General features: G+C 48.4%; 21 protein-coding genes and 1 pseudogene. 12 read left to right on the top strand and 10 right to left on the bottom strand.

Annotation, left to right across the window (positions count from 1 at the left end; all coding sequences use genetic code 11):
• Positions 1-408 precede the first annotated feature (408 nt).
• The 4 genes and pseudogenes from BZG81_RS05040 to BZG81_RS05055 all read right to left on the bottom strand — a co-directional run.
• Positions 409-708, bottom strand: a pseudogene (locus tag BZG81_RS05040) (VOC family protein); the annotation flags it as partial.
• A 45-nt stretch (positions 709-753) separates the two neighbouring features.
• The gene (locus BZG81_RS05045) at positions 754-1,296 is read right to left on the bottom strand and encodes a GNAT family N-acetyltransferase (RefSeq protein ID WP_077676877.1); all 543 of its coding nucleotides are present in this window, start codon (positions 1,294-1,296) and stop codon (positions 754-756) included.
• Complete coding sequence (locus tag BZG81_RS05050) at positions 1,293-2,507, bottom strand: multidrug effflux MFS transporter (RefSeq protein ID WP_077676878.1); 1,215 nt, start codon at positions 2,505-2,507, stop codon at positions 1,293-1,295. Before BZG81_RS05050 ends, BZG81_RS05045 begins: the two co-directional genes overlap by 4 nt.
• A gap of 165 nt (positions 2,508-2,672) precedes the next feature.
• Positions 2,673-3,470 carry a MetQ/NlpA family ABC transporter substrate-binding protein gene (locus BZG81_RS05055; protein WP_077676879.1) on the bottom strand — a complete coding sequence of 266 codons (798 nt, stop codon included), beginning with the start codon at positions 3,468-3,470 and terminating at the stop codon, positions 2,673-2,675.
• Positions 3,471-3,624: 154 nt separating this feature from the next.
• Here BZG81_RS05055 and BZG81_RS05060 point away from each other — a divergent pair, with 154 nt between their 5' ends.
• From BZG81_RS05060 to sstT, 4 genes are all read left to right on the top strand, one after another.
• On the top strand, positions 3,625-4,194 hold the full coding sequence (locus BZG81_RS05060; protein ID WP_077676880.1) for an LON peptidase substrate-binding domain-containing protein: 570 nt from the start codon (positions 3,625-3,627) through the stop codon (positions 4,192-4,194).
• Positions 4,195-4,320: 126 nt separating this feature from the next.
• Positions 4,321-4,890: a sigma-70 family RNA polymerase sigma factor gene (locus BZG81_RS05065; protein WP_101494590.1), complete on the top strand. Its 570-nt coding sequence runs from the start codon at positions 4,321-4,323 to the stop codon at positions 4,888-4,890.
• Positions 4,887-5,591 carry a ChrR family anti-sigma-E factor gene (locus BZG81_RS05070; RefSeq protein ID WP_077461302.1) on the top strand — a complete coding sequence of 235 codons (705 nt, stop codon included), beginning with the start codon at positions 4,887-4,889 and terminating at the stop codon, positions 5,589-5,591. Before BZG81_RS05065 ends, BZG81_RS05070 begins: the two co-directional genes overlap by 4 nt.
• A 306-nt stretch (positions 5,592-5,897) precedes the next feature.
• Positions 5,898-7,115, top strand: a complete 1,218-nt coding sequence (sstT, locus tag BZG81_RS05075; protein ID WP_028569616.1) for a serine/threonine transporter SstT — start codon at positions 5,898-5,900, stop codon at positions 7,113-7,115.
• Between the two features lie 83 nt (positions 7,116-7,198).
• Here sstT and mlc read toward each other — a convergent pair whose 3' ends face one another.
• Complete coding sequence (gene mlc / locus BZG81_RS05080) at positions 7,199-8,413, bottom strand: sugar metabolism global transcriptional regulator Mlc (protein ID WP_021022794.1); 1,215 nt, start codon at positions 8,411-8,413, stop codon at positions 7,199-7,201.
• A gap of 265 nt (positions 8,414-8,678) precedes the next feature.
• On the opposite strand from mlc, the gene queE reads away from it, so the two are divergent.
• Entirely contained in the window at positions 8,679-9,344 is a 666-nt protein-coding gene (queE, locus tag BZG81_RS05085; RefSeq protein WP_077646847.1) for a 7-carboxy-7-deazaguanine synthase QueE, read from the top strand.
• 187 nt (positions 9,345-9,531) lie between these two features.
• Here the strand turns inward: queE and queD are convergent, their stop codons facing one another.
• The gene (gene queD, locus BZG81_RS05090; protein ID WP_021022792.1) at positions 9,532-9,894 is read right to left on the bottom strand and encodes a 6-carboxytetrahydropterin synthase QueD; all 363 of its coding nucleotides are present in this window, start codon (positions 9,892-9,894) and stop codon (positions 9,532-9,534) included.
• A 263-nt stretch (positions 9,895-10,157) separates the two neighbouring features.
• On the opposite strand from queD, the gene BZG81_RS05095 reads away from it, so the two are divergent.
• The 4 genes from BZG81_RS05095 (at position 10,158) to BZG81_RS05110 (ending at position 16,274) form a co-directional block, all read left to right on the top strand.
• On the top strand, positions 10,158-11,777 hold the full coding sequence (locus BZG81_RS05095; RefSeq protein ID WP_077676881.1) for a methyl-accepting chemotaxis protein: 1,620 nt from the start codon (positions 10,158-10,160) through the stop codon (positions 11,775-11,777).
• Positions 11,778-11,879: 102 nt separating this feature from the next.
• Positions 11,880-13,280, top strand: a complete 1,401-nt coding sequence (gene asnS, locus BZG81_RS05100) for an asparagine--tRNA ligase (RefSeq protein WP_021022790.1) — start codon at positions 11,880-11,882, stop codon at positions 13,278-13,280.
• Between the two features lie 83 nt (positions 13,281-13,363).
• Positions 13,364-14,557: an amino acid aminotransferase gene (locus tag BZG81_RS05105; RefSeq protein ID WP_077669897.1), complete on the top strand. Its 1,194-nt coding sequence runs from the start codon at positions 13,364-13,366 to the stop codon at positions 14,555-14,557.
• A gap of 163 nt (positions 14,558-14,720) precedes the next feature.
• Positions 14,721-16,274, top strand: a complete 1,554-nt coding sequence (locus BZG81_RS05110) for a methyl-accepting chemotaxis protein (protein ID WP_021022788.1) — start codon at positions 14,721-14,723, stop codon at positions 16,272-16,274.
• A 61-nt stretch (positions 16,275-16,335) separates the two neighbouring features.
• On the opposite strand, the gene folE is transcribed toward BZG81_RS05110, so the two are convergent.
• Positions 16,336-16,992, bottom strand: a complete 657-nt coding sequence (folE, locus tag BZG81_RS05115) for a GTP cyclohydrolase I FolE (protein WP_033379171.1) — start codon at positions 16,990-16,992, stop codon at positions 16,336-16,338.
• A 600-nt stretch (positions 16,993-17,592) separates the two neighbouring features.
• On the opposite strand from folE, the gene BZG81_RS05120 reads away from it, so the two are divergent.
• The gene (locus BZG81_RS05120) at positions 17,593-18,093 is read left to right on the top strand and encodes an META domain-containing protein (RefSeq protein ID WP_021022786.1); all 501 of its coding nucleotides are present in this window, start codon (positions 17,593-17,595) and stop codon (positions 18,091-18,093) included.
• Positions 18,094-18,194: 101 nt separating this feature from the next.
• On the opposite strand, the gene BZG81_RS05125 is transcribed toward BZG81_RS05120, so the two are convergent.
• Positions 18,195-19,778 (bottom strand): CHASE domain-containing protein, encoded by a 1,584-nt coding sequence (locus BZG81_RS05125; RefSeq protein ID WP_077676882.1) that lies wholly within the window; start codon positions 19,776-19,778, stop codon positions 18,195-18,197.
• 191 nt (positions 19,779-19,969) lie between these two features.
• Positions 19,970-20,647 carry a hypothetical protein gene (locus tag BZG81_RS05130; protein WP_077461294.1) on the bottom strand — a complete coding sequence of 226 codons (678 nt, stop codon included), beginning with the start codon at positions 20,645-20,647 and terminating at the stop codon, positions 19,970-19,972.
• A 146-nt stretch (positions 20,648-20,793) separates the two neighbouring features.
• Between BZG81_RS05130 and BZG81_RS05135 the strand changes: the two genes are divergently transcribed.
• A complete protein-coding gene (locus tag BZG81_RS05135) occupies positions 20,794-22,101 on the top strand; it encodes a GGDEF domain-containing protein (RefSeq protein ID WP_021022783.1) in 1,308 nt (435 codons plus the stop codon).
• An 85-nt stretch (positions 22,102-22,186) separates the two neighbouring features.
• Here BZG81_RS05135 and BZG81_RS05140 read toward each other — a convergent pair whose 3' ends face one another.
• The gene (locus tag BZG81_RS05140) at positions 22,187-23,404 is read right to left on the bottom strand and encodes an MFS transporter (RefSeq protein ID WP_077676883.1); all 1,218 of its coding nucleotides are present in this window, start codon (positions 23,402-23,404) and stop codon (positions 22,187-22,189) included.
• A gap of 240 nt (positions 23,405-23,644) precedes the next feature.
• On the opposite strand from BZG81_RS05140, the gene BZG81_RS05145 reads away from it, so the two are divergent.
• Positions 23,645-25,810 carry a YgiQ family radical SAM protein gene (locus BZG81_RS05145; RefSeq protein WP_077676884.1) on the top strand — a complete coding sequence of 722 codons (2,166 nt, stop codon included), beginning with the start codon at positions 23,645-23,647 and terminating at the stop codon, positions 25,808-25,810.
• Positions 25,811-25,953 lie beyond the last annotated feature (143 nt).

Here is a 25,953-nt window from a genome sequence, read left to right on the forward strand (position 1 = left end):
TGATCATATGGTCTGTTCCTGCAGTAATTATGAGCGCAATGGTCTCGCTAGGAAGCATTGAAAGAATTGTTTTCATCGATAAGCAGTTAGCCAAGAATCTAGATAAATACTATGATGAAAAAGGCTATATGAGATGGAACTATCAAATGTCCTATTCTATTGGGACTAGATTATTTGGCTACTGGCTAGCCTACCCGTTCATAAGACATCGAGTGACAACTAAATCTAAAAAGTTTAGGTTGTTTATTTGGGTCAACTGCATCGGAATCTGGGGATGGTTTCTTGTTCCTAGCCTATCTCTTATAGAAAAAGCTATGATGTAATAAAGCTAGGATAAACACACACCACCCCGTTGTATATGGGGCGGTATGTTTCTATCTGGGAAAGCGAGCAGTGCGACTTTGTGCGTTACTCGTAGAGGTATCTTTCTTCGGTTTTGTCGGATGAGTAAGCGACCAATTCCCACTCAAAACCGGCTTTGTCATAGAAATACATCCGCTTGCGGTGGGTTTCGTGCGCCATAGAACCATTGGGCTGATACCCTTTTTCAAGTAAGCGTTCGCGGATGGTATCGATGTCATCAATGATCAGGCCAATATGGTTCACGCCTTGAGATTTATAGGTGCTACGTGGCTGTATGCTGGGCTCTGAGCTTGGGTTGGGCTCTTGCAGTGCAAAGTAGCAGTGTTCATTGCCCACGTGTACCCAACGATATCCTTTTGGAGACTGGAGTAGTCTGGGGAAACATTTAAATCATGCTGCGGTGTAGGTGTAGATCCAGTCGTCGTAACAAACACCGCCAATTGCAAAAGCATCAGGATCAATACGGCTAAGTTGAAACCCTACCTTTTCTAGCACGCGCGCCGAAGCAAGGTTACCCGCGGTCACTGTCGCATTGATGGTTCGCGCACCACCACGGTGTATAGCAAAATCGGTGACAGCCTGCAAAGACTCAGTCCCATAACCACGTCCATGATAAGGCGGCAACAGTAAATAGCCGACTTCCGCGACATCCTGCTCAAGCAAAAAGCCGGTGACGCCGATTGGCGTTTGTGTCTCCGTCTCTACGATTACCAAACACAACCAGTGCTTAGTGTCAGGGGACCACGGCGTGAGCCGTTGCTCAAAACGAGTTTCAATCTCATCCAATGGCATAGGGTCAAAACATTGTGCAATGACGGCGTTGTCGGTGTGTAGGCGGTGGAACAACGGCCAGTCCGCTTTGATCATTGGCCGCATGCCCAGGCGTGGAGTTGTCAGCGGAAACAGGCCTTTTTCGAATTGTGACTTTGTCATGATGCCTCACTCGGGGTACTGGCGACGTTGACTTTCGGTGCTGCGAAGCCACGGAAGATATTATGAACGGAGAGCAGCGCAAAGACGCCAACCACCACACCAAGATGCCATGCTTCGCTAACGCCCAAACTCAATAGCGCCATACTGATTAACGCAGAAATGATCATCTGTCCACCACCGGAGAGCGCGGCGACGGTGCCGGCTTGGTTAGAGTAAGGCTGCATCACCTGCGACTGGGAGCACGGCAGCGCAATCCCGTTGCCAAACACCATAAAGAACTGCCCTATCATCAGCAGCAAGGGATCCATGGGGGTAAACCATAGCCATATCGCTGAGATGAGCTGCATCACCGGTGCCATCAACAGCATACGCTTGGTACCCAAACGCGGCCGAATGCGCGACACCAGCGTGCTGCCCAGCAGTAACCCGCAAGTAGGAATAAGCGCCCACAGCGCATATTGATCCGAGGTCATCCCGATGCGCTCTTGCATTAAAAACGGCATCAGCGACACCGTGGTGATCACCAAGGTGAAGTTCAACCAGCTGATACTGGCGAAATAAAGAAAGTATGGCGTTTTTAACAGTGCGCCATAACGACCAAGGATCACTTTTATCTTAGGTAATGGCGATCGCGTATGCATACTCTCTTTAAATAAGAAAAAGAGCACGCACCACACCAAGCTGGTATAAACCATCAATAAAATAAAGATCGCTAACCAACCAAGATTGTGATTCACGAACCCACCGATCACGGGCGCGACAATCGGGGTAAAAGACGCCACCATGATCAAATACGACATCGCCTGTGGCAGTTGGTCGCCGGAATACGAGTCACGGGTAAAGGCTCGCGAGAGGACGGCACAACACCCCGTGCCCATCCCTTGAATACAACGGCCAATCACCAACCCGGTAAAACTGGCGCTAAAGCTCACCATCACGGTTAACCCAACCAGTGAAAGCAAGACACCGGCTAATAGCACGCGGCGGCGTCCGAGTGCATCCGAAATGGGGCCATAGATAAATTGTGACGGGCCAAACCCGAGCAGGTAAGCGGAAATAAGCAGTTGGACATCGTCCATGCTGAGATTGAAGTCACGAGCGATCCAAGGTAATGATGGAAAAACCAATCCCATGCTGAATTGCCCGATACTGACCGTTAAGCATGCCAGCAATACGGGCGACCAATTAAATGGACGAGTAGCCGATTGCATCTCAATTCCTATGCGTTCTGTGTGTTAGGCGAGCGAGGAAACTGTGACTCTAGCGAATGCTACAACCACAAGCTGAGAGGCATGTTAACGCAATAACTCCCTGAATGGTAAACAATGATTAAGAATGTACATCAATGGCCAGCTATCGCTGGCCGGTTTAAAAAACTAGAAAGCCGGTTCGATCGTGCCATCAAAGGTTTTTTGTAGAAACGCACGTGTTGCCTCTGATTGAAATAGCGCCAACAAACGCTGATAGGTCGGATTATCTTTATCCTCTGCCCGCGCTGCCACGACCATCACCGCGAGCGGTGCGTCTTTCGATTCTAAGAAAATACCTTGATCACTTGGATTAAGCCCTGATGACATCACATAGTTCATGGTAATTGCAGCAGCATCGACATCTTGTAGGCTGCGAGGCAATTGTGCCGCTTCTACTTCGACAAAATCGAGCTGCTTGGGATTAGCGGTAACATCTTGTAGCGTCGCTTGAAAGCCAACGTTATCGGCCAAGGTGATCAGCCCTGCGTCTTGCAGTAATAGCAAAGCGCGCCCGGCGTTGGTCGGATCGTTAGGGATCGCAATTTGTGCGCCTTGGGGTAAATCGTCCACGCGCTGTACTTTGTCTGAGTAAATCCCCATCCGCATAAGGATGGAACGCCCAATCGAGACCAATTCACTATCATGGTTTTGATTAAAGTTATCGAGAAACGGCTGATGTTGGTAACTATTTAAATCAAGACTGCCATCTGCCAGACCGGCATTCGGAGAGATGTAATCCGAAAATTCCACCACGTCGACATGAATTCCTTCGGTTTTAGCCTGTTTCGCAACCGCTTCTACGACTTGCGCATGGGGACCGACAGTCGCACCAATCTTTATCGTTTCTGGCTGATCTGAGCAGCCGCTGATAATCAACGCCAGTAACACTGACGCAATCCAAAATCCTGGTCGCTTTAACGTCATTCCGATTCCCTTAGAAAAGTAGATGTTTAGACGTCCAGAATGCCACAGCTTATAATGATGTCAACCTGATTGTGGTAATGCAGTCTCTGTCTTGATCGTATCCAACCCTAGTCGCGTAGTGGCAGGCATGTTGAATCAATAAGGAGGCGTAGATATGACGAAGCTGTTTCCTCTACCCTTGTTCTTACTACCCGGGGGCAGAGCTAATCTGCGCATTTTTGAACCTCGCTATTTGCGCTTGGTCCGCGAATGCTCGGCGAATCAACAGGGATTCGTACTGGCGATGATGCAAGGTAAACGTTTATATCGATATGGCACACTGGTGGACATTGTCGATTTTGAAACACTACCCGATGGTTTATTAGGCATTACCATTGCAGGTCGTCAACGGGTAAAAATTCAATCGACAGAGCAAGAAGCCGACAAGCTCTGGGTGGGCGAGATACAGGCACTGAATGACTGGCCACATGACGAGTTTATTGACCAAGAAGAAAATGAAGAAAAAATGCGTATCGCCGCAGGACTTAAAAATGTCTTCGCCGCCCACCCGGATCATGCTGAGCAATATGAGGCGCCGTATTTCGAAGACTTAACCTGGAGTTGCCAACGCTGGTTAGAAATTTTGCCGCTTTCTAACGCGCAAAAACAATGGTTTATCGCGCAAGAATCGGCAGAAGAGGCGAAGCAATTTATCAGTCAGCTTCTCGAGCAAGAAGTCGAGTGATCCAATTGTTTTAAGCCTCGTATTGGAAGCGAGATGGACGGCTACGACAGATAGGACTCAACTATGACTGCGCCACAAACCATGTATACTGAGACCACCATTTCCAGACGGGACACGCGTGCCAACATGACTGACGTGACGAAGGAAGAGTTGTCTGAATTATTAGCAAAAGTTGCAGAAGACCGCGACCGCATAGCGTTCGAACGTTTGTTCCGATTTTTTGGCCCTAAGATACGCGCTTATGGTTCAAAACATTTAAGAGCCGACGGCCAAGCAATGGAATTAGTACAAGAAACCATGCTAGTGGTATGGCGCAAAGCCCACTTGTATAATTCTGACAAAGGCGCGGCGACGACATGGGTATTCACTATCATGCGCAACTTAAGCTTCGATATGCTCCGCAAGGTGCAATCGAATCGCGAAGACAACTTTAGCGATGATATCTGGCCCATTCTCGAGTCAGGGCAACAGGACAATGAAACAGATTCCGGTGCTCAGTACATGATGGACCAAGAGCTTCTCAGTTTTATTGACGAGTTACCCGCGGTCCAGCAGCAGGTGGTTAGAGGGGTTTATCTCAAGCAACTGACTCATCAAGAGTTGTCAGAACAATTAAATGTGCCATTGGGCACCGTCAAGTCCCGATTGCGTTTAGGTCTAGAAAAGCTTCGCAATCACCTGGAGGTAAAACAATGATTAAGTATCATCCATCGACCGATTTACTGGATGCTTTTGCTGCTGGCAAATTGCCGACTTCGATGGCGATTGCGTTGTCTGCTCATGTTGAACTTTGCCAGGAGTGCCAAGCTTACGTGGCCACTGCAGAAGAAAAGCTTGCATCAGTGGCGTTTGATCAAGAAACAGTCGGCGACGAAGCGTTGATGGTAAATGAGTGGGATCACAATGCTGAAGATGAAATGCTATCCGCCATTTTTGAACAAGCGGCTGCCAACGATGCCGATGCGCTGACGCAATCTGGCGCGGAACAACCTGAAGCGCGCGCAACACAAATTACTGTCGGTGAAAAAACATATGCCTTACCCCGGGCGCTGCAACGATTCGGCGATTCAAATTGGGCATCCTTTGGTAAAGTTCAACGTGCGCGACTTAATCTCGACGAAGGGGCAACGCGAGCCAGTTTTCTTCATATCGATGAAGGCGGTTCAGTGCCTGCGCACACTCATAAGGGCTATGAGTTAACCCTTTTGTTGGACGGTACCTTTGAAGATGAAAGTGGTCAGTATGTGCCAGGTGACTTTATCTTACTCGATAGCCGTCACCATCATACGCCATACACAAAAGAAGGTTGCCTTTGCTATACCATTGCAGATGCCCCTCTCTACTTCACAAAAGGTGTGAGTAAGTTGCTCAATACCGTGGGACATGCGATTTACTAAAAATTTCTGTGCTAGTTGTTATCCTTCGGCGACCGCTATGGTCGCCTTTTTTTATGCTAGATGGCCGCCTAAATCCACGTATTTGCTCGGCTAGACCTAGAATTATCACCATTTATTCTGCAGCGATAACAGAATAATTACACTAAATAAACCTCTCATTAATCATAACTCGCCACTTCAGTCCTACCTAACTAGTTCAAAGTAACAATTTTCCCTTTACATAGGGTGAATTTAACTGGTTTAATTCGTCACTTCTAACGATTCATTAACAGCCATTGATAATAAACACAGTGAAGTGAGAGTCACATGAGTCAAACACAACTCGCCAGTGTCAGTCGAGGTAACTCGCTGGTACTTCAAATACTCATCGGTATTCTTGCCGGTGGTGTTTTAGCCTATCTATCCCCCGAGCTTGCTGGCACAGCCGGATTGCTCGGACAACTTTTTGTCAGCGCATTGAAGGCCGTCGCACCCATTTTGGTTTTCGTTTTAGTGGCAGCGTCCATTGCTAAYCAGAAACAAGGCCAACGGGCCAACATGCGCCCCATTATTGGGCTTTATCTTATCGGCACCCTTGCGGCTTCATTGACCGCGGTGACCATGAGTTTTTTGTTCCCGACTACCCTCGAGTTTGCTGCGACGGATGCTAGCATTACGCCGCCAGAGGGTATTAGCCAGGTATTAAGTACGCTACTTTTCAATATCGTTGACAACCCTGTTAACGCGTTGATGAGTGGTAACTATATTGGTATTTTGGCTTGGGCGATTGGCTTAGGTATTGCTCTTCATCATGCGTCGAACGAAACCAAACGTGTCTTCTCGGATGTATCCGAGGGGGTATCGATGATCGTCCGCTTTGTGATCCGGTTTGCGCCTTTGGGTATTTTTGGCTTAGTGGCAAGCACGTTAGCGAAAAGTGGCTTTGATGCTTTGATGGGGTATTTACACCTTTTGGGGGTGCTACTCGGCAGTATGGCAACCATCGCCTTGGTGGTAAATCCGCTGATTGTGTATATCAAAACGCGTCAAAACCCCTATCCCCTTGTTTTTCGCTGCCTGCGTGAAAGCGGTCTCACCGCTTTCTTCACCCGTAGCTCTGCAGCCAACATTCCAGTGAATATGCAGCTATGCCGCCGCCTTGATTTGGATGAAGATACTTATTCTGTCTCTATCCCACTCGGTGCCACCATCAATATGGGAGGCGCGGCGATCACCATTACCGTATTAACCCTGGCTGCTGTTCATACACTCGGTATCCAAGTGGATATCGCCACGGCTGTGCTGTTGAGTGTGGTGGCCGCGGTATCCGCGTGCGGCGCGTCGGGGGTTGCTGGCGGCTCCCTATTGTTGATCCCACTCGCGTGTAATTTGTTTGGTATTCCACAAGAGATTGCCATGCAAGTGGTTGGGATTGGCTTTACTATCGGTGTTTTACAAGACTCTGCCGAAACAGGCCTGAATAGCTCAACCGACGTAGTATTTACCGCGGCGGCATGCTTGGGTGAAGAGCGTAAAAACAGCTAACCAACGCCCTTAGCCAAGATCAAAAAAAGCAGGTGCACAACACCTGCTTTTTATCATCTTTTAACTGTGAACCAAGATAACGATTAACCCTCCAGCACTTTCATCAGCAAATTACCATCGTACATCGCCTGCTTTACCATCGCCGCTCCAGGCATCGTCGCTTGGGTATAGAAATAGCTTTCTTCCAAGACTAGGTACTTGCTATACAGCGGAATCGTCTGCGTTTTTAAACATTCCATGATCGCAGGATACAACACCGATTTAGCGCGATTGAATTCGCCACCAAATAATATTTTTTCTGGGTTAAATAAATTCACCACAATCGCTATGGCGGTTCCCAAGTGATGCCCCAGCTCGGTGATCACTTGGTGGGCCAAACCATCGCCTGACACCGCTGCATCGCATATAGCCTCTATCGTGAGGGGTTGGTCGTGCAAGCAACTCGGATGCCCTTCATTGAGCAATGTCTCCACCTGCTCATAGATCGCGGACAGGCTTGCGACCGTTTCCAAACAGCCATAATTACCGCAAAAACACCGCTTACCAAAGGGCTTAATTTGAATATGACCTAACTCGCCAACGTTACCGATCCGCCCTTGAAGCACTTTACCCTCGAGCACAATACCGGCCCCAACGCCGCTATGAACCGCGACCAGAACGGCGCTGTCTGCTTCTTTCGCGTTACCAAACAACTTTTCCGCTAGTGCCCAAGAACGGGTGTCGTTCCCCACAAATACCGGTAAACCGGTCTCACGATGTAATACAGGCCCTAGAGGCATATGGTCGACCTCGAAGTGCGGCATTTGAATCACGGTGCCTTGGGCACTATTTACCAAGCCCGGTAGCGAAATCGCAATACTGGTGACACGATCCACCGTTTGTTGGTGCCGAGAGAAAAACGCATTGACATGATCGACCACGGTGGTGAGTAATGCACTTTGCGCCACCACCGTTAATTCATGCCGTTCTTGAATCAAAATTTCACTGCTTAGCGAATGCAGCGCCAGAGTGAGATAACCTCTTCCTAGACGCATGGACAAAAATTGCCAGCCTTCGTTATCCAGCATCAGCCCTACAGCTGGACGCCCGCGCATGCTCGTTTCTTGGATCGGCGCCTCTTTTACAAGGTGAGCGTCCATCAGTTCGCGCACAATTTTGGTGATACTGGCAGGCGCCAGTTGGCTGCGTTTCGAGAGTTCGATCCGCGAAATAGGCTCAAAACGGTCGATTAAATTATAAATCGTGCCCGCATTTTTGCGCTTAATATGATCGATATGTCCCGGCTGCCCAATAATCATGCCCTTTCCTATTACTACGTGGCTGTGGCGATAAACCCTGACACCGCCTATTTAGGTGAATTTTTTTACTTCGCGAACTAATTGTGAAGCAATTGGCCGCTAGCACGTGACATTTGTCACTTTATATCTTTGAAATCGCGTACAAACTCACAAAACCTGTCTAAACAGTAACGCTGTTCATCCTCTAATCGCGGGCTAAAAAACAAGATCTCAAACTTATTCGTTGGCATAATGCGGGGCTCATATTCTATCGCTATTAATCACCATGTACCGAGTCAACGAGATATTTGAAACGATCCAGGGCGAAGGCACCTTCACAGGGGTTCCGTCGGTTTTTGTCCGCTTGCAAGGATGTCCAGTAGGATGTGCCTGGTGCGATACTAAGCAAACCTGGGAAACGGATGATAAGGATCAACAAGATAAGATCTTTATTATTGATAAGTCAGAGGATTCACCGACTTGGTGCTGGCTAGGAGCCGAAGATATCGTCACTGAAATCACGCAACGCTATCACGCTAAGCATATCGTGATTACCGGGGGCGAACCCTGTCTTTATGATTTGGTACCTTTAACGGAAGCCTTGGAAGAGGCTGGATGCCAATGCCAAATTGAAACCAGTGGCACCTATACGGTCTATGCGAGCCAAGCCACCTGGGTAACGGTGTCGCCCAAAATCAATATGCGCGGTAAATTGCCCGTTCTCGCCAGTGCGATGGCGCGAGCCAATGAGATAAAACATCCGGTGGGGACAGAAAAGGACATTACACAATTAGAGACTCTGCTTGAGACCTGCCCAGCCTCTCCTGGTGCAACCATTGCGCTGCAGCCGGTAAGCCAAAAGCCACGTGCAACCAAACTTTGCATCGACACCTGCATTGCGCGCGGCTGGCGTTTATCCGTGCAAACACACAAGTATTTGAATATCGCCTAAGTGACGATGACGAGGACGGTGGCAAGATAAATCGCGCCGTCATGGAGCAAAGCACACGTCGAAAAGCGACAAAAAACGCCGAGTACTGAAGTGACCTCATAAAGCTGGACACTGCTACTCGGCGTTTTTTTATTTCTCTCGACTGCTTCTTATTTACCTCGAGTATTGTTACTCACGTCGAGTTTCGTTACTCACCTCGATAAGTGCAACCTGCGGTACAAGTTTCTTTCACCATGACCTGGCTTAACAGAGGCAGATTCGGTTTTACCTGTTGCCAAATCCAGTGTGCTAGCACTTCACTGGTTGGATTTTCTAGCCCTTCAATGTCATTGAGATAGTAGTGATCCAGGCGCTGATAAATCGGTTTGAAAGCCGCTTTTATTTCGGCAAAGTCGATCACCCACCCCGTATACGGATCAACGTCGCCTTCTACATACAAACGCACCGTAAATGAATGCCCATGTAAACGCCCACATTTATGGCCTTCTGGCACATTCGGTAAATGGTGTGCCGCCTCAAAGGTAAATTCTTTAAACAACTCAGTGGTCATTTTACTTCATTCCAACAACAACAAGAGGCCGCATGCTACTTAAATTCGCTGGCCGACTCAAACGCATTCATCCGACCACACCCGTTAGTCTGTGCGGCCAGAATGCCTCGCAATACGGGTTTCCATCTCATTATTGGGACGATTTACGTCGATGAAATCACACATTTTATATGAGGATACCGCCACAAGTGCGCTCTCGGTTTAACATAGTCGCTACAGGCTATAACTGATAACTCTATAAATTAATAACAAATGGTTGACTCATGCGTATGACCCTTGCGAGCAAAATTCTTCTTGCTCTTTTTCTTGTTTTCGCTCTTGCGCTCGCCACCTCGCTGGCCTATCAGTCGCATCAACAAAAAGCCTTGATGACATCGATTGTCAGCGAGCAAACCTTAGATAAAGCGTCCAACTACTTTGATAGCCTTAATATGCTGATGCTCACCGGCACCATCAGCCAGCGTAATACGTTGCGAGAGAAAATGCTGTCACACAAAGGCATCGACGACGCTCGCGTGATCCGTGGAGAGGCAATAACCCGCTTTTTTGGCCCAGGAAACCCTGAGCAATCTGCCCAGGATGCCATTGACCAACGCGCCCTCAAAGGTGAAACCATTGTCGAAACCTTTGATGCTGATGCGGGAAAAGGATTGGTGGTCGCCCTGCCGATGAAAGCGAGCAGCGATTATCGCGGTACCAATTGTCTGCAATGCCACGTAGCAGAGGAAGGCACCGTACTCGGTGTTATCCGGCTCGAGTATGATCTTGAGCCTTTGTATAGCACTATCGATAGAGAAATGTTAATTACCGCTGGGATCATGGGCAGCATCGCTGTGATTGGATTTTTAATCTCACTCACTGTGATTCGCCGCTGGGTGGTCTCCCCGCTTAAGCGCGTCTCTGCCTTTATGAAACGCACCAGCCATGACAAAAATCTTTCCGAGCGCCTCAACAATACCCGTGACGACGAGATTGGTGAACTGTGCAATAGTTGCGACCAGTTGCTTGATAACTTTGCTGCCAGCCTGCAACAAGTTCAGCGCACCTCAGAAACCCTGTCTGCTGAGGCCATGAATCTGATCCGTGTCTCAAGCCATACCGATCAATTAGCTGATAGCCAACGTCACGAAACCAATGACATGTCTTCAGCCATCGATGATGTGCAGCAGCATCAACACGACATTCAAAATCGTACTCAAGAAGCGGCGCAATTGAGTGAATCTGCCGCAGGCAGTGCCAATCAGGGCAGTGATCTGGCGAATGTCGCGGCCAATGACATTCGTAAGTTGGTGGCTGATATTGGCCAAGTACGCACACAAATATTGGATGTTAATCAACAAAGCCAGCAAGTAACGACGATCCTCAGCGTGATCCGGGAAATTGCCGAGCAAACTAACTTATTGGCGTTGAATGCCGCCATTGAAGCTGCTCGAGCCGGAGAGCAAGGCCGAGGATTTGCGGTGGTTGCCGACGAAGTACGCAACCTTGCCAGTCGTAGCCATGATGCCACTGGTGAAATCCAAACCATCATTGAAAACTTGTGTGCAGGCAGTGAAGCCTCTGCGCAGGCGGTTGAAGCGACCAGTGAAAGTGCTAATCAACGTGCAGAAACCGTGATGGAACTTTCTACCGCTTTGGGTAATATCGCCGACCAAGTTAGAACGGTCAATGACAACGCCAATGACATCAGCAAACAAAGTGATCACCAGGCGCAAATGACCGATGCCTTGCTCGCTCAAGTGGGTCGTATTCAAAGTCACGCCAACGATACCGCAACCAATGCTAATGAGGTGAAAGCGATTAGTGCAAATCTCGAGCAGCTGGTTGAACAACTTGAAGGGTTAATTGGCCAATTTCAGCTCTCAGACACGCTCAAACCTTGAAGCTATACAGGATACAGGTAAACTTGCTAGTCTAACTTGCAAAATCACTGATGCGGTCACACCCCGTTGGCCGCATTACCTAAACGGAGATAGAAGCGAATTATGACATACGCGCCTGTAGTAGACGTCCTGCGCGGCAAGGCGGCAGTCGACACTGAAGTGACTGTGCGTGGATGGGTCCGGTCACGCCGAGATTCCAAAGCCGGTATTTCTTTTCTTGCCATTTACGATGGTTCTTGTTTTGACCCTATTCAGGCCGTGGTCCCTAATGAGCTGGATAATTATCAGCAAGACGTTCTGCGCCTGACCGCAGGCTGCTCCGTTGAGGTCACGGGTAAGGTTGTTGAATCGCCCGGAAAAGGTCAAGCCTATGAGCTTCAGGCAACGGCAGTGAAGGTCGTTGGCTGGGTTGACGATCCAGACACGTATCCAATGGCGAAAACGCGCCATTCGATTGAGTACTTGCGTGAAGTGGCGCATCTCCGCCCACGTTCAAACGTAATTGGTGCCGTTGCACGTGTACGTCATACGCTCTCACAAGCCATTCATCGCTTTTTCCATGAGCAAGGCTATTACTGGATGTCTGCACCGCTGATCACAGCGTCGGATTGTGAAGGTGCGGGGGAAATGTTCCGGGTGTCTACCCTAGACATGGCCAACGTGCCAAAAACCGAACAAGGCGAAGTCGATTACGATCAAGACTTTTTTGGCAAAGAAGCGTTCTTGACCGTATCGGGTCAGTTAAATGCCGAAACTTACGCCTGTGCACTCAGTAAAGTGTATACGTTTGGTCCCACCTTCCGTGCAGAAAACTCCAATACTAGCCGTCACTTGGCTGAGTTCTGGATGGTTGAGCCAGAAGTGGCGTTTGCCGATCTTGATGACTCTGCCGAGCTTGCAGAAGCCATGTTGAAATATGTCTTCAAGGCCGTGTTGGATGAGCGCAAAGATGACATGCAGTTCTTTGAACAGCGGATCAATAAAGATGTCCTGACTCGTTTGGAGAAATTCGTCAACGCCGACTTTGCGCAAGTGGATTACACCGATGCGGTCACTATTTTGCAAAACAGCGGCCAAACTTTTGAATTCCCCGTTGAGTGGGGCATTGATTTAGCCTCTGAGCATGAGCGTTACCTGGCAGAAGAGCACTTTAATGCACCGGTTGTGGTAAAAAACTACCCGAAAGACATTAAAGCGTTCTATATGCGTATGAACGATGACGGTAAGACCGTTGCTGCGATGGACGTACTCGCACCGGGTATCGGCGAAATCATCGGCGGCTCTCAGCGTGAAGAGCGCCTAGATGTGCTCGACCAACGCCTTGAAGAAATGGGGCTAGAAAAAGAAGATTTCTGGTGGTACCGCGATCTTCGCCGTTATGGCACTGTCCCTCACTCTGGTTTCGGTCTGGGCTTCGAACGTCTGGTTTCATACGTGACGGGAATGAGCAACATTCGTGACGTGATCCCATTCCCTCGCTCACCACGCAATGCCAGTTTCTAAATAGATACACTTATCCAAAGGCTGCAGGTTGCAGCCTTTTATTTGCATTTAGCTTTCATTCATCATAACCATGGACGACACCAATGTTTGAGAAAATCTCTGCGGCACCTGCTGATCCTATCCTAGGGCTAACTGAAGAATTTAAAGCGGATCCACGTGAAGATAAGATTAACCTCGGGGTCGGGGTCTATAAAAACGAGCACGGCGAAACGCCCGTTTTAACCTCAGTAAAAAAAGCCGAGGCACTACTACTCGATAAAGAAACCAGCAAATCTTATTTGAGCATTCCAGGCACCGCCGAATATGGCCTTGCCGTTCAGCAATTACTTTTTGGTGAGCATGCGGATGTCATTAAAGACAAACGCGCACAAACCGCACATTCTCCCGGCGGCACCGGCGCCCTTCGCTTAGCAGGTGAATTTATTAAACGCCACCTAGGCGATGTCACCATTTGGATCAGTAACCCAACTTGGGCTAACCATAAAGGCGTGTTTACCGCGGCAGGTTTAACTCTCGCGGAATACAGCTATTATGATCCGGCCAAAAATGACAAAGATTTTTCAGCGATGGTCGCTGATCTCGAGAAAGCGGCAGCGGGCGATGTCGTGCTACTCCACGGCTGCTGTCATAACCCAACCGGTATCGATCCGACCGAGCAAGAATGGCAAACCTTGGCAGATCTCTGCCAACGTAAAGGCTTACTGCCTATGTTTGACTTTGCATATCAAGGCTTTGCCAAAGGCGTAGAAGAAGACGCAGTCGGTCTGCGTATTTTCGCTAACGTCTGCCCAGAGCTGCTGATCGCAAGCTCATTCTCGAAAAACTTTGGCTTATATAACGAACGCGTTGGTGCCTTTACACTGGTCGGCCGTCAAGAGCAAGAAGCGGTCACCGCCTTTAGCCAAGTTAAAAGTATCGCCCGAGTGATTTACTCTAACCCACCTGCCCATGGCGCAGCGGTGGTGACGACGATTCTTAATGACCCAACGCTCAAGGCGGAATGGTTACAAGAATTGGCCACGATGCGAGACCGCATTAAAGCCATGCGCACGGAATTTGTCAAAACACTCAAAGCGCAAGGCGTCTCACGTGATTTTAGCTTTATTGAGCAACAAAACGGTATGTTCTCGTTCTCAGGGCTGAATAAGGATCAAGTGAATGCATTAAAGGCTGATCATGGTGTCTACATTGTCGGTTCCGGTCGGCTTAATGTTGCGGGTATGACGCACACTAACATGGTGCCACTTTGCACTGCGATCGCAAAGGTTTTAGACTAAGCGTCGCTGTCTTAAAAATGAAACAAAGGGCCGCTAGGCCCTTTTTTTGTTAGTGGCATTTATATTTAAACAATTTATTAACAAAACAATTAATAACAAGCCATAGCCGCTACACTAAAACCAACCAGGTTTTTTATGAACTGTGACCAAAAAGATAAACCCTATGAGTAATAATGAAGTTGTATTTGGTGACGATGAACGCCTCGTCTCGACCACTGATAAGCGCGGCGTCATTACTTATTGTAATCCGGAATTCATTCGTATTGCGGGTTATGAAGACAATGAGCTGACCGGGGCACCCCATAATATTATTCGTCATGCCGATATGCCGAAAGCAGCGTTCGCGGATATGTGGCGTAACCTTAAGGCCAATCAACCGTGGCGGGGAATTGTCAAAAACCGCTGTAAAAATGGTGATTATTATTGGGTCGATGCATATGTCACGCCGATTTATGATCGGGGCCAAGTCATGGGCTATCAGTCCGTACGTGTTAAGCCTGATCCCGCCGTGAAGCATCGCGCGGCACAGGTTTACCAAAAGCTCTGTGCGGCAGAAAAAGCAGGGAAATCGCTTAAACACTTTTCGATTGCAGACCTGCCCACAGGTGTAAAACGGGGTTTAATGGCAATCGGTTTAGCCGCCGCGCCCATTTCCCTGATCTTTGATCGCGTGATTTCCGGATGGGATATTGCCGGCGCCATTGCGATGCCATTGATACTGGGGACGATTTTTCGCGATGAGCTTTTTACCCTGCCTACGCTTAGCCGCCGCTTTCAAACGGACTACGACAGTATTAGTCGCTATATTTATTCGGGCACAGGGCTAAGTTCGGTCGTTGATTATAAGGTTAAGCTACTTAATGCCCGAATTCGCACCATTCTGGGTCGTATGCTCGATGCTTCCCTGTCGTTGAACCAGTTTTCGGACGAATTAAGCGCCTTGTCGAAACGCGTCTCCGATGCGATTAACAAGCAAAGCGATCAGATTTCGTCGATTGCTAGCAATATTGACCATGCCTCGGAATCGGCGAATAAGGTATCTGACAATGCGCAACAAAGCGTTGAACTGCTTCAGTCTGTGCAGCAGCAGAGCCAAGAAACTGAATCCTGGTTACAACAGACCGGGGAACAATTAAAAGCGCTTTCCCAGCAATCTGAACACTCGCTCACGGCAACCCAACAGCTATCGGCTACTGCTGAGCGTGTGACCGAATCGATGAGTGAAATCAGTGGCATTGCTGAACAAACCAATTTGCTCGCGTTAAACGCGGCCATTGAAGCAGCACGAGCCGGTGAGCAGGGTCGCGGGTTCGCCGTTGTCGCCGATGAAGTGCGTGCACTTTCCAGCCGCACTCAAAGTGCAACCGAACAAATTCAAGCGTCAATACAAGAGATGCACAACACGATTGCACATTGGCAAACTCAGATCCATGAAAGCCATGAACAAACACAGCAGTGTGTTGATACCACGTCTAACAGTATTTCAAGCTTACATGCTGTCGCGACGGCCATCGAAGATGTGGTGGGAAGAACGAATGAGACGCATCATTCCGCGCAAGCGCAACTAGAGACATTTACTGACATTAGTCGCGACATACATAGCATTGAGTCCGTTTCTCAGCAGAACCTCAATGAAGTAAACGATGTCTCAGAGGCAAGCAGCCAACTTCGCGATAAAGTACGCCAGTTCCATGACATCGCTAGGCAGTTCGAATAATCGCTGAGCGCTTCAAATACTAGCTAAGCAGCGCGAATAAAAGCGCCATCTGGCGCTTTTATTATTGGATGCCGTGCAAGAACTCAGCGCGTGTCGCTGCATTTTTCTTAAACTGGCCCCCTAACGCCGTTGTGGTCGTTTCACTGTTCGCGTCCATCACCCCGCGTGATTTGACGCAATAGTGTGTCGCTTCGATACGTACCGCGACATTGTCGGTCTCTAGCAGCGTTTGTAACGCGACTAAAATTTGACGAGTCAACCGCTCCTGGACCTGCGGACGCTGGGCAAAAAATCGTACAATGCGATTAATCTTAGACAAGCCAACCACTTTATTGTCGGGCAGATACGCCACAGTCGCACGACCGTCAATGGTTACAAGGTGATGCTCACAGGTGCTAGTCACAGAAATATCTTTTACCCGAACCATCTCATCACATCCCATTTTATTATCAATCATGGTTACTTTGGGAAACTGTGAGTAATCGAGTCCGGAAAAAATCTCATCGACATACATTTTGGCAATACGCGCTGGTGTTTCTGCCAAACTATCATCGGTAAGATCCAAGTCGATCGACTGCAGAATTTCACGCATGTGAAACTCGATTTTTTCTTTTCGTTCTTCAGAAGACATCTTTGATGCTGTTGTCATTGGGGTTTCGATCCCACGCGCGAGCAGAGCTTCCTGAACTTTTTTTGCAGCATCGCTTAATGCCATGATGGATTCCTTTTTAGGTATGCCTTAAGCCGTTCTTTTACTTACACACTGTCGTCACTATCAGATCAGTGTTGTCATTAAATAGAAGCATAACGTTAATATGCCAAAAATACACCTCGCGGAGACTGTGGATTTATCCGCTGGCGTCGGATTGCCTAATCTCAGCAGTTCATTTTTGTCAAGCATCGTGAACATCCATTCGATTTACCTTACGCCAGATGCAAACTTGCTTAAGATCACACCCCTTTCTCTATCTCAAACACCATCATATCAATGAAATCAAACTGTCATTTTTGTTTGATATCGTTTGCAGATTGTATCGTATCGTTGACGCATTCGAATCACAGTCGAAAGTTGATATCCAAATCGACCGCAGCACTCTCCTGCTTAGCAATTATGCTGGCAAAAGACACCTCCCTAGTGAGGTTATTTCAATAATAATAAACACGCGATGGTATATCTTGTCCCCTCTACCGGGGACTTTTTTTATCTCCCACCAAAAAAGACATTATCTTGACATAAAGCCAATTTTTTATTGGCATATTTGTTATTAAGTTAACTACGCTTGAATTAACACCCACCGTTAGTGACTAAGGAGTCATTATGAAGAGACACGTATTGATGGCGGTCATGCTTGCTGCTGGCGTCACCGCCTGTAGCAGTAGCAATGATGCGAACAATGCTAAAAACGAGGTCACAACCTCTGGCGTTGCTCAGCAATGGCAACTGACCATGATTGATCAACAGGCTATCAGTGCGGAAGGATCCCCAACGTTAAACGTCAATAAGGATATGGAAGTCAACGGCTATACCGGCTGTAACCGTTACTTTGGTAAGGCGGAACTCGACAACAATCGCTTCAAGATTGATCGTATGGCCAGTACGAGAATGGCTTGCGCGGAAAACGCAATGGCGTTAGAACAAACCATGAGCCAAGTGTTGGGTCAATGGAGCGACGCTAGCGTGCGCAATAACACATTGTTACTCAGTAATGATGCGCACACCTTAGTCTTTACCCCAGTTAACTCATCCAAGGCGACAGATGATCCGTTACTTAAGAGCCCAGCGGTAAATTCACGCTTCAACAAGGGCGAGAAATATTAACTCTATATCTCAAAGATCGATTCCTGATCTTAAAGACCGGCTCGTGAACGTAAAAGCCGATGAGTTATCCTAGAGGGCGGTACTTGTTACCGCTCGCTTTTTCACGACACCACCATCCAATGCCAACCTTTATCGACATCAGCCTTCGCTCGCGTCAAGCCTATTTCGCCATAAGCGCATAGTCTTGAAGCCGTCATTTCTTTTTGCTCAGTCACGGTGACGCCGCCTACAAACACAGCAACCCGACTCTCCGGTTCGTCCTCAAAAGGTATCTGAAGCCGTTTAACCGCGGTGACGCATTCTTCACCTAATCGCGAGGCACCCTCAGTGCGAGGCAATATTGCAATAAATTGACTTCCCGTGTAACGACAGACGAGATCGCCTGGTCGTTTAAGCATCTCATCAATGGCTTGTGCCACTTGGCGGATCAACTGATCACCCGCAACCCGACCGTATTGGCTGTTGTAATTAGATAGGTGCTGGATTTCGACCAGCATTAAGCTCAGGGGTGTTTCATCACGGACCGCGCGCTGGATTTCGCGCTCTAATGCTTGTTCAAATTGGGTTCGGTTATATAACCCCGTCAACCCATCACATTTGGTCATTGATTCTAATCGGCTATTCGCATCTTTGAGCGCATGTGTTTTTTGCTCGACTTGGACTTGAACACTGTACGCCCGTGCCTGCAGGCGATAGAGCAGATAACAAATCACAAAAAAGATGCCACTACCGATCAAAAACGTCCACATTGGCACCCAGCTTTGTCTTTGTTGCATGTAACTGACTGTGGGATAGCCCACCAACTCCCACTCTCGTCCGGCAAATAAAATGGGTTCAGCGGGCTGTTGTGCCAGCGAATCCTTCATTTGTGCCAGTTCAACACGATGGGTATGCAACACTTGGCGATGATTAGGATCGGTGGTATCAATTAGGGTGTAATTGATACCGTCATTGATCACGGTTTTTATCGCAAGATTGACCAGGGTTTCTACATCGATCACTGCCACTAAAAATCCACGCAAATCCTGGGTATCATCCCCTGCTAGTTGTTCGGGATCGACGAGAATCGGCATAATGAGCAAAAAGCCACGCACATCACCATACGCCCGTTCAATGGTCGTAGCAGGCGTAGCCACTGGTACACCAGTATTAAAGCTGGTTTTAAGTGCCTGGCGTGTGATGGATGTTGAGCCCAAATCATAACCCATCACAGCGTCTGATTGATTGTTACCTGAGGTAAATCTAAGGGGAAAATACATATCACGGCGAGAGGCGGGTACTAACTGGCTCTGATCGTTGAGTTCAACAATATTGAAGCTTGTTCGATCAGGCTGAGCCGCTGTCATACCTTGTGTGTAATGCCGGCGTTGATGATGCATGACAATATCGGCCCACTCGATCGATTTGAAACTAGGATGACGCTTTAATACCCCAGAGGTTAGAGGCTGAAAATTGCGGGCGTTTAAGCGATGCCCAGCATCGAAGTGATTCTTAACCGCATAAAGCAGTTCAAGACCCAGGTTGACCTCGCGCGCCAGCGCCATTGCCGCATTATTAACATCCTTGTGCAGCTCTTTACGAATGGCTTCTTGCTCTTTTTGATAGAGTAGATGCGCCGTGAATGCCGCAAACCCTACGCCAATAAGCGCCGTTATGATGATGATACTCCATGCACGCCGAGGCATTATTACTATCCTTACCCTATATTACCTACGCAATAAATATGTTAGCTGCGCGATAAATATGCTAGCTGCGCGATAAACATGTTACCTACGCGATAAACGAGGGGGCGTTATAACCCACTTATCTTGTAAGCGTAGTGGGCAAGACTATAAACGATCAATTTTTTAACACTATCTTGGCATGCAGGCTACATTTACCCCATGACAACTGAGTTGAGACAAGTAACGGCTGCAAACATAAACAAGACACCTGCATTTATACGCCACAATGTGGGCTTAATTCGCTTTATTAAGTGCCAAATTTGCGCAGCGAGAGCCAACAAGCCAAACCCAGCCCCGGCAACAAACGCATTAATCTGGCTAGGTGCGATATCTGAATGACTTAACGCCGCCACGCTTGCGACAAACACCATCAGTCCCATAAACGCCATCACACTTGCCAGTGGTAATAACGTGTCAAAAGCCTGCAAACGTGAACGCGCACGCACTAATAGACCATGCCCCAAGCTTGCACCAAGTAACACCAGCTGTAATACCCCGGCGACAACCAGTAGCCCACCCTCAGCCATCAGTATGGTAATCCATGTAACAACGCCCAATAAATTTGCGACATACAACAAAGGAATGGGACCTGACCGACGTGTTTTGCCCGTTTTTGATCGAAACGCAAATATCCCTAACGTTAAGAAGGGTAAGATGGCGAAAAAACTAGATGGAACCAAGATCAACCAAGCAAAAGTCGGCACCCAAAAAGCATGATGAAAACGCCCTCGCTGGCCGGGGCAAATATCGCCCTTCAAAAGAGCTAACGACAACACGAGTTGTGCCCCCAAAACAGCAGACACGATCGCGGGAACAAGTAACACGTACATAACAAAAATTACCTTACATAAAGCATTAAAAAAGAGTCAACTATTGAACTGATTACATTAAAAAGCGCCATCGATCACATTGAATGCACGAAACAGACTCAAAACCGCCAATAAACTGGCATGTTTGTACACTTATACCAACCTTTATGACAGATAAAAACAACATGACCGCACGACGCGATAATAACAAAGTGGCGCGAGCAGCGGGAACCTTTGCACAAACGGAAAGGACAATGGGTGCAATGATGAGTGAGACCTTAGGGCACATTATTTATAAGCTCCAAATATCATTTTTTGAACTTTGGAGTGCAAAAAAACACGCCAACAGTTTTAATAACACGCGTAGTACCTATCTGCGCAGTCGCTTATGTGTACTGTGTTACGTTTGGGCTGGGCTCACGATCGCTTGGTCTGTCGCTGATTTTCTATTCCTATCGGACACTACCGCCGCCGCCCAACTATCATTGCAACGCTTGCTATTAGGTGGGATGCTAATAACGATTGGTTACGCAGTGAGTCGAGCTAACAATCTAAAATCGGCTAAACTCGGTCTCGTCGCGATGGTGATTGCCACCAACGCCTTTTATTTCTCTGCCAGCCACACCCTTCATTTCCCTACGGAGAACACCGCGTTTTCCTATAGCTACACGCTATTGCCGATCATTCAGATAGTCATGCTCACTATCTTTCCGCTCACCATGCGCGAAAGTTTATCGTTAATGACAATTACTTTAGCTTGCCATCTCTGGGTGGATTCGTTCGGTGGCACCATGACCAGTCCCGACAATATTGCCTCATACTGGTTACAGACAGTGATTGCCTTCATGGTGGTCTGGTCACAGCTTTCGCAATTACATATGATTTTGCGCCTTTATCGCCAGGCGACACTCGATCCGCTCACTGGGATCTATAACCGCCGAATGCTGCTTCAACTGGCAATGCGCGCACTCGCCGTGAGCGAGGAACGACATTCTCCCTTTTCTGTGTTGTTGCTTGATTTGGATAAATTTAAACGCATTAATGACAAATGGGGCCATTACGCTGGCGACGTTGTTTTACAGTCGTTTACACGTACAGTGCAAGAGCGACTAAGAAAATCTGACATCTTTGGTCGTTTTGGTGGCGAAGAGTTTATCGTATTCTTACCTAAATGCAGTGGTGAGGTCACGGCACAAATCGCTAACCGATTACTCGAAGAAGTCGAAAGTATGGATGTGCCAATTGATGAAAGCCGAACGCCGCTCAAGGTGACCGCGTCGATTGGTATCTCCACCTTTCAACCCGGTGACACACTCTCATCATTGATTGAACGAGCGGACAGTGCGCTTTACCAAGCCAAAGCCGAAGGACGAAATTGTGTCCGTGCCTACCAACCGGGTCATCAAACCAGTGTTGATGCACGACATTCAGTGAGCCGCGACAACATTGATATGCCGACCGAAGCATCACTTTGAAGCAGCCGCACGGTGAGTCGACGGCGTTCATGCCATAAGCCCAGCGTACGGCAAGCTCATGGCTCAGTATGATACGAGGCCGTGCTCATGGGGCCGCCGTTTGCTGGTGTATTTTGCGAGCGCGGCTTCGACTCACCACCCGGGATAACCCAAACACCAAACCTAATAAAACCAGTCCCAACGCTAATGCGGCAATGACCACGCCGGACCATGCATAATGCTGCCAAGCCGCGATGAGATAAAAGCCGCCAAGACTGCCACCGACATAATAATGTACCAAATACAAAGCCGTTGCGGTTGCTTTGCCTTGTGCAGCTTGGCGGCTCACCCACCCATAAGCTAAAGAGTGAGTGAAAAAAGCCCCACCGCTAACCACCAACAACCCAATAACTATCCAAGGTATATCATGACTTAATGTCACTAATACGCCTAGCATCGCCACCAAGGTGCCAAAGGCCATGCCTCTGATTGCACCATATTTGAGCACCCACCGGCCACTGAGCCGTGATGTCACCGTACCGGCGAGATAACAAACAAATACCGATGACACCAAGCTTACTGGTAACTGATAAGGAGGCGCTACAAGTCGAAAGGCGGTGACCGAAAATAAGTTAACAAACAATGCAAAATTCACCCCACCAATAAGCATGGCTATCCACAAACTTGGCGTACGTAAATGCGACAAGACCCCACATGAATGGGTGAGCAACGATGTTCTACCTGGGGAGAAATAGCGTTGACGAGGCAGCAATTTTGTCACGATCATCACTCCCGCCAGTGTGAAGGCCGCCATGGCGAGGACCGCACCATGCCAGCCCCACCAATCGGTCATTATACCACCAGCAACGCGACCAGAAATGCCACCCAGTGAATTAGCACTGATGTAACTGCCCACGGCGATCGCTAACGCCTTGGGAGAAAACTCTTCGGCCATGTAAGCGACCGCCACCGCCGCAAATCCACCAAGAGACAAGCCCATCAACGCGCGCAGCAGAACAATCATCCAAAATGATGAGGTACTCGCCATCGCAAGCCCAACAAGCGGCAGCATCCATAAGCTGGTCAGCATCACAGGCCGACGCCCAATACGTTCAGAGAGCACCGCCCAAGGCACTAAGGAAAAGGATAACCCTAGCGTTGCCGCCGCAAGCAACCAGTTCGCACGCGTTTCACTGATCCCATCACTGGCTGCAAACACAGGCAACATCGGTTGGAACAAGTAAAGGTTACAAAAAATCAGAAAAGAGCCGAACGCAAGTGCAAATGCCGTCAGCCGATAACGTGATGAGCCAAGCTCAATCATGACAACCTCACCGTTTAGTCAGATGACCCTATACTAGCAACGGCAATGTGCGTAATAAAATAGATTCACGTTAAGTTAGTTTCATTGTCAGCTATTAGTGCGTCACAATGCCGAACATCACATATTGCCCCTATACTCTATGCAGGAATATCGCTAAAATCGCCGGCCAATTAATCGCCCGCTTTGGCGCATGACTGCAAATCATTTGCTCACACGCGCGGCAGACCAAGAGACAAAGACGTGACACCGACTGCTATATACGACTATACCCCCTACTGGGCCGCTTGCTTCGGGCCTGCGCCTTTTTTGCCAACCAGCCGAGAAGAGATGGATATTCTTGGTTGGGACAGCTGTGACATCATCATTGTCACGGGCGATGCCTATGTCGATCACCCCAGTTTTGGTATGGCCGTGATTGGACGCACCTTAGAAGCACAAGGCTTTCGAGTCGGGATCATTTCGCAACCCAATTGGCAAACTAAAGAAGACTTTATGGCACTCGGTGAGCCTAACCTGTTTTTTGGTGTCACCGCGGGTAACATGGACTCGATGATCAATCGCTACACAGCGGATCGTAAACTGCGCCATGATGATGCTTACACCCCGAATAATGAGGGGGGTAAAAGACCTGATCGTGCTGTCTTGGTGTATTCTCAACGTTGTCGAGAAGCTTACAAACAGACACCCATCGTGCTCGGAGGCATTGAAGCAAGTTTACGCCGCCTGGCTCACTACGATTATTGGTCAGACAAAGTTCGTCGCTCTGTGTTGTGTGATGCAAAAGCCGATATCTTATTATTTGGTAACGCGGAACGTGCATTGATTGACGTTGCACACCGCTTGTCACGCGGAGATTCATTGGCCAATATGACGCGTATCGCGGACACAGCCGTAATGATGAAGTCACCGCCTGAGGGAATGGCAGAAGTAGACTCAACCCGCATCGATAAGCCGGGTAAAGCAATGACGATGCCTAACCCTTATGCCACTGAGACCCAGTGCGAGACCAGCAAAAAAACGGAACCTGACGCGGCGAAACCGATTAGTATTCGCCCTTCTCGCCACGATGCCAAAAACACCTTTGTTCGCTTACCCTCGTTTGAAAAACTCAAAAACGACCGGATTTTATATGCGCATGCCAGTCGAGTGATGCATTTAGAGGCGAATCCCTACTCTGCACGTGCGCTCGCGCAACAGCATGGTGACCAACTGCTTTGGATTAATCCCCCTCCGGTGCCGCTGACCACAGAAGAAATGGATTACGTTTTTGGCTTACCTTACGCCCGCGTGCCACATCCGCAATACGGCCAAGCTAAGATCCCGGCTTACGATATGATTAAAACGTCGGTGAATATCATGCGCGGCTGTTTTGGTGGCTGTTCGTTCTGTTCAATTACCGAGCATGAAGGCCGGATTATTCAAAATCGCTCGCAAGCGTCGATCATTGAAGAGCTTAATGATATCCGCGATAAAGTGCCCGGCTTTACAGGTACCATTTCAGATTTAGGTGGACCGACAGCCAACATGTATCGCTTAGGCTGTGCCGATCCGAAAGCTGAGCGAAACTGTCGTCGCCCGTCCTGCGTTTTCCCAAAAATTTGTGACAAGCTCAATACCGATCACCGTCATACCATCGATCTCTATCGTAAAGCCCGTCAAGTCGAAGGGATTAAGAAGGTGCTGATCGCATCAGGCGTGCGTTACGACCTCGCGATCGAATCTCCAGAATATGTCAAAGAGCTGGTCACGCATCATGTCGGTGGATACCTCAAAATCGCGCCCGAGCACACCGAGAAAAACACCCTCGATCTGATGATGAAGCCTGGCATGGGGGCGTACGATCGATTTAAAGCCTTGTTTGAGAAATACAGTAAAGAAGCGGGGAAAAAGCAGTATTTAATCCCCTACTTTATTGCCGCTCATCCTGGCTGTACCGACGAGGATATGGTGCATCTGGCGTGCTGGCTGAAAGAGAATGACTTTGAGTGCGACCAAGTGCAAAACTTTTACCCATCGCCAATGTGTAACGCCACAGCGATGTATCACTCAGAGACCAATCCACTCAAAAAGGTACGTTATAAAAAACGCGAAGCACTGACCGTCGCTAAAGGAGAGCGCCAACGTCGCTTACATAAAGCCTTATTGCGTTATCACGATCCGGCGAACTGGCCACTGATCCGTGAGGCGTTGGTCTCGATGGGTAAAAAACATTTAATTGGTAACGGCCCGAAATGCTTAGTCCCCACAGAAGATAGCGCAGCGACAACAGGTCGCCAGCGTCGCTCAGGGCGTCACGGCACTCAGCGCTTTGCCACTAAGCATCCAAAGCAGCCCGATATCCGCCAGCCTAACAGGCACAAACCGAAGACACATAAACAAGCGGGTTCCAACGCCAAGCGTAGATAAACGGACTTAAGATTTGTAGTCAAACGTCACTATACGGCTCAAGGCTCAAGGACAAAAGACAAAGAACAGAAAATAGAAAGCAAAACGCCCCAACAATGGGGCGTTTACGATAACGTGTCGGCGTTAGGCCAATATAAGCGATG

This window comes from Salinivibrio sp. MA607 (assembly GCF_001996245.1).
Lineage (GTDB): Bacteria > Pseudomonadota > Gammaproteobacteria > Enterobacterales > Vibrionaceae > Salinivibrio > Salinivibrio costicola.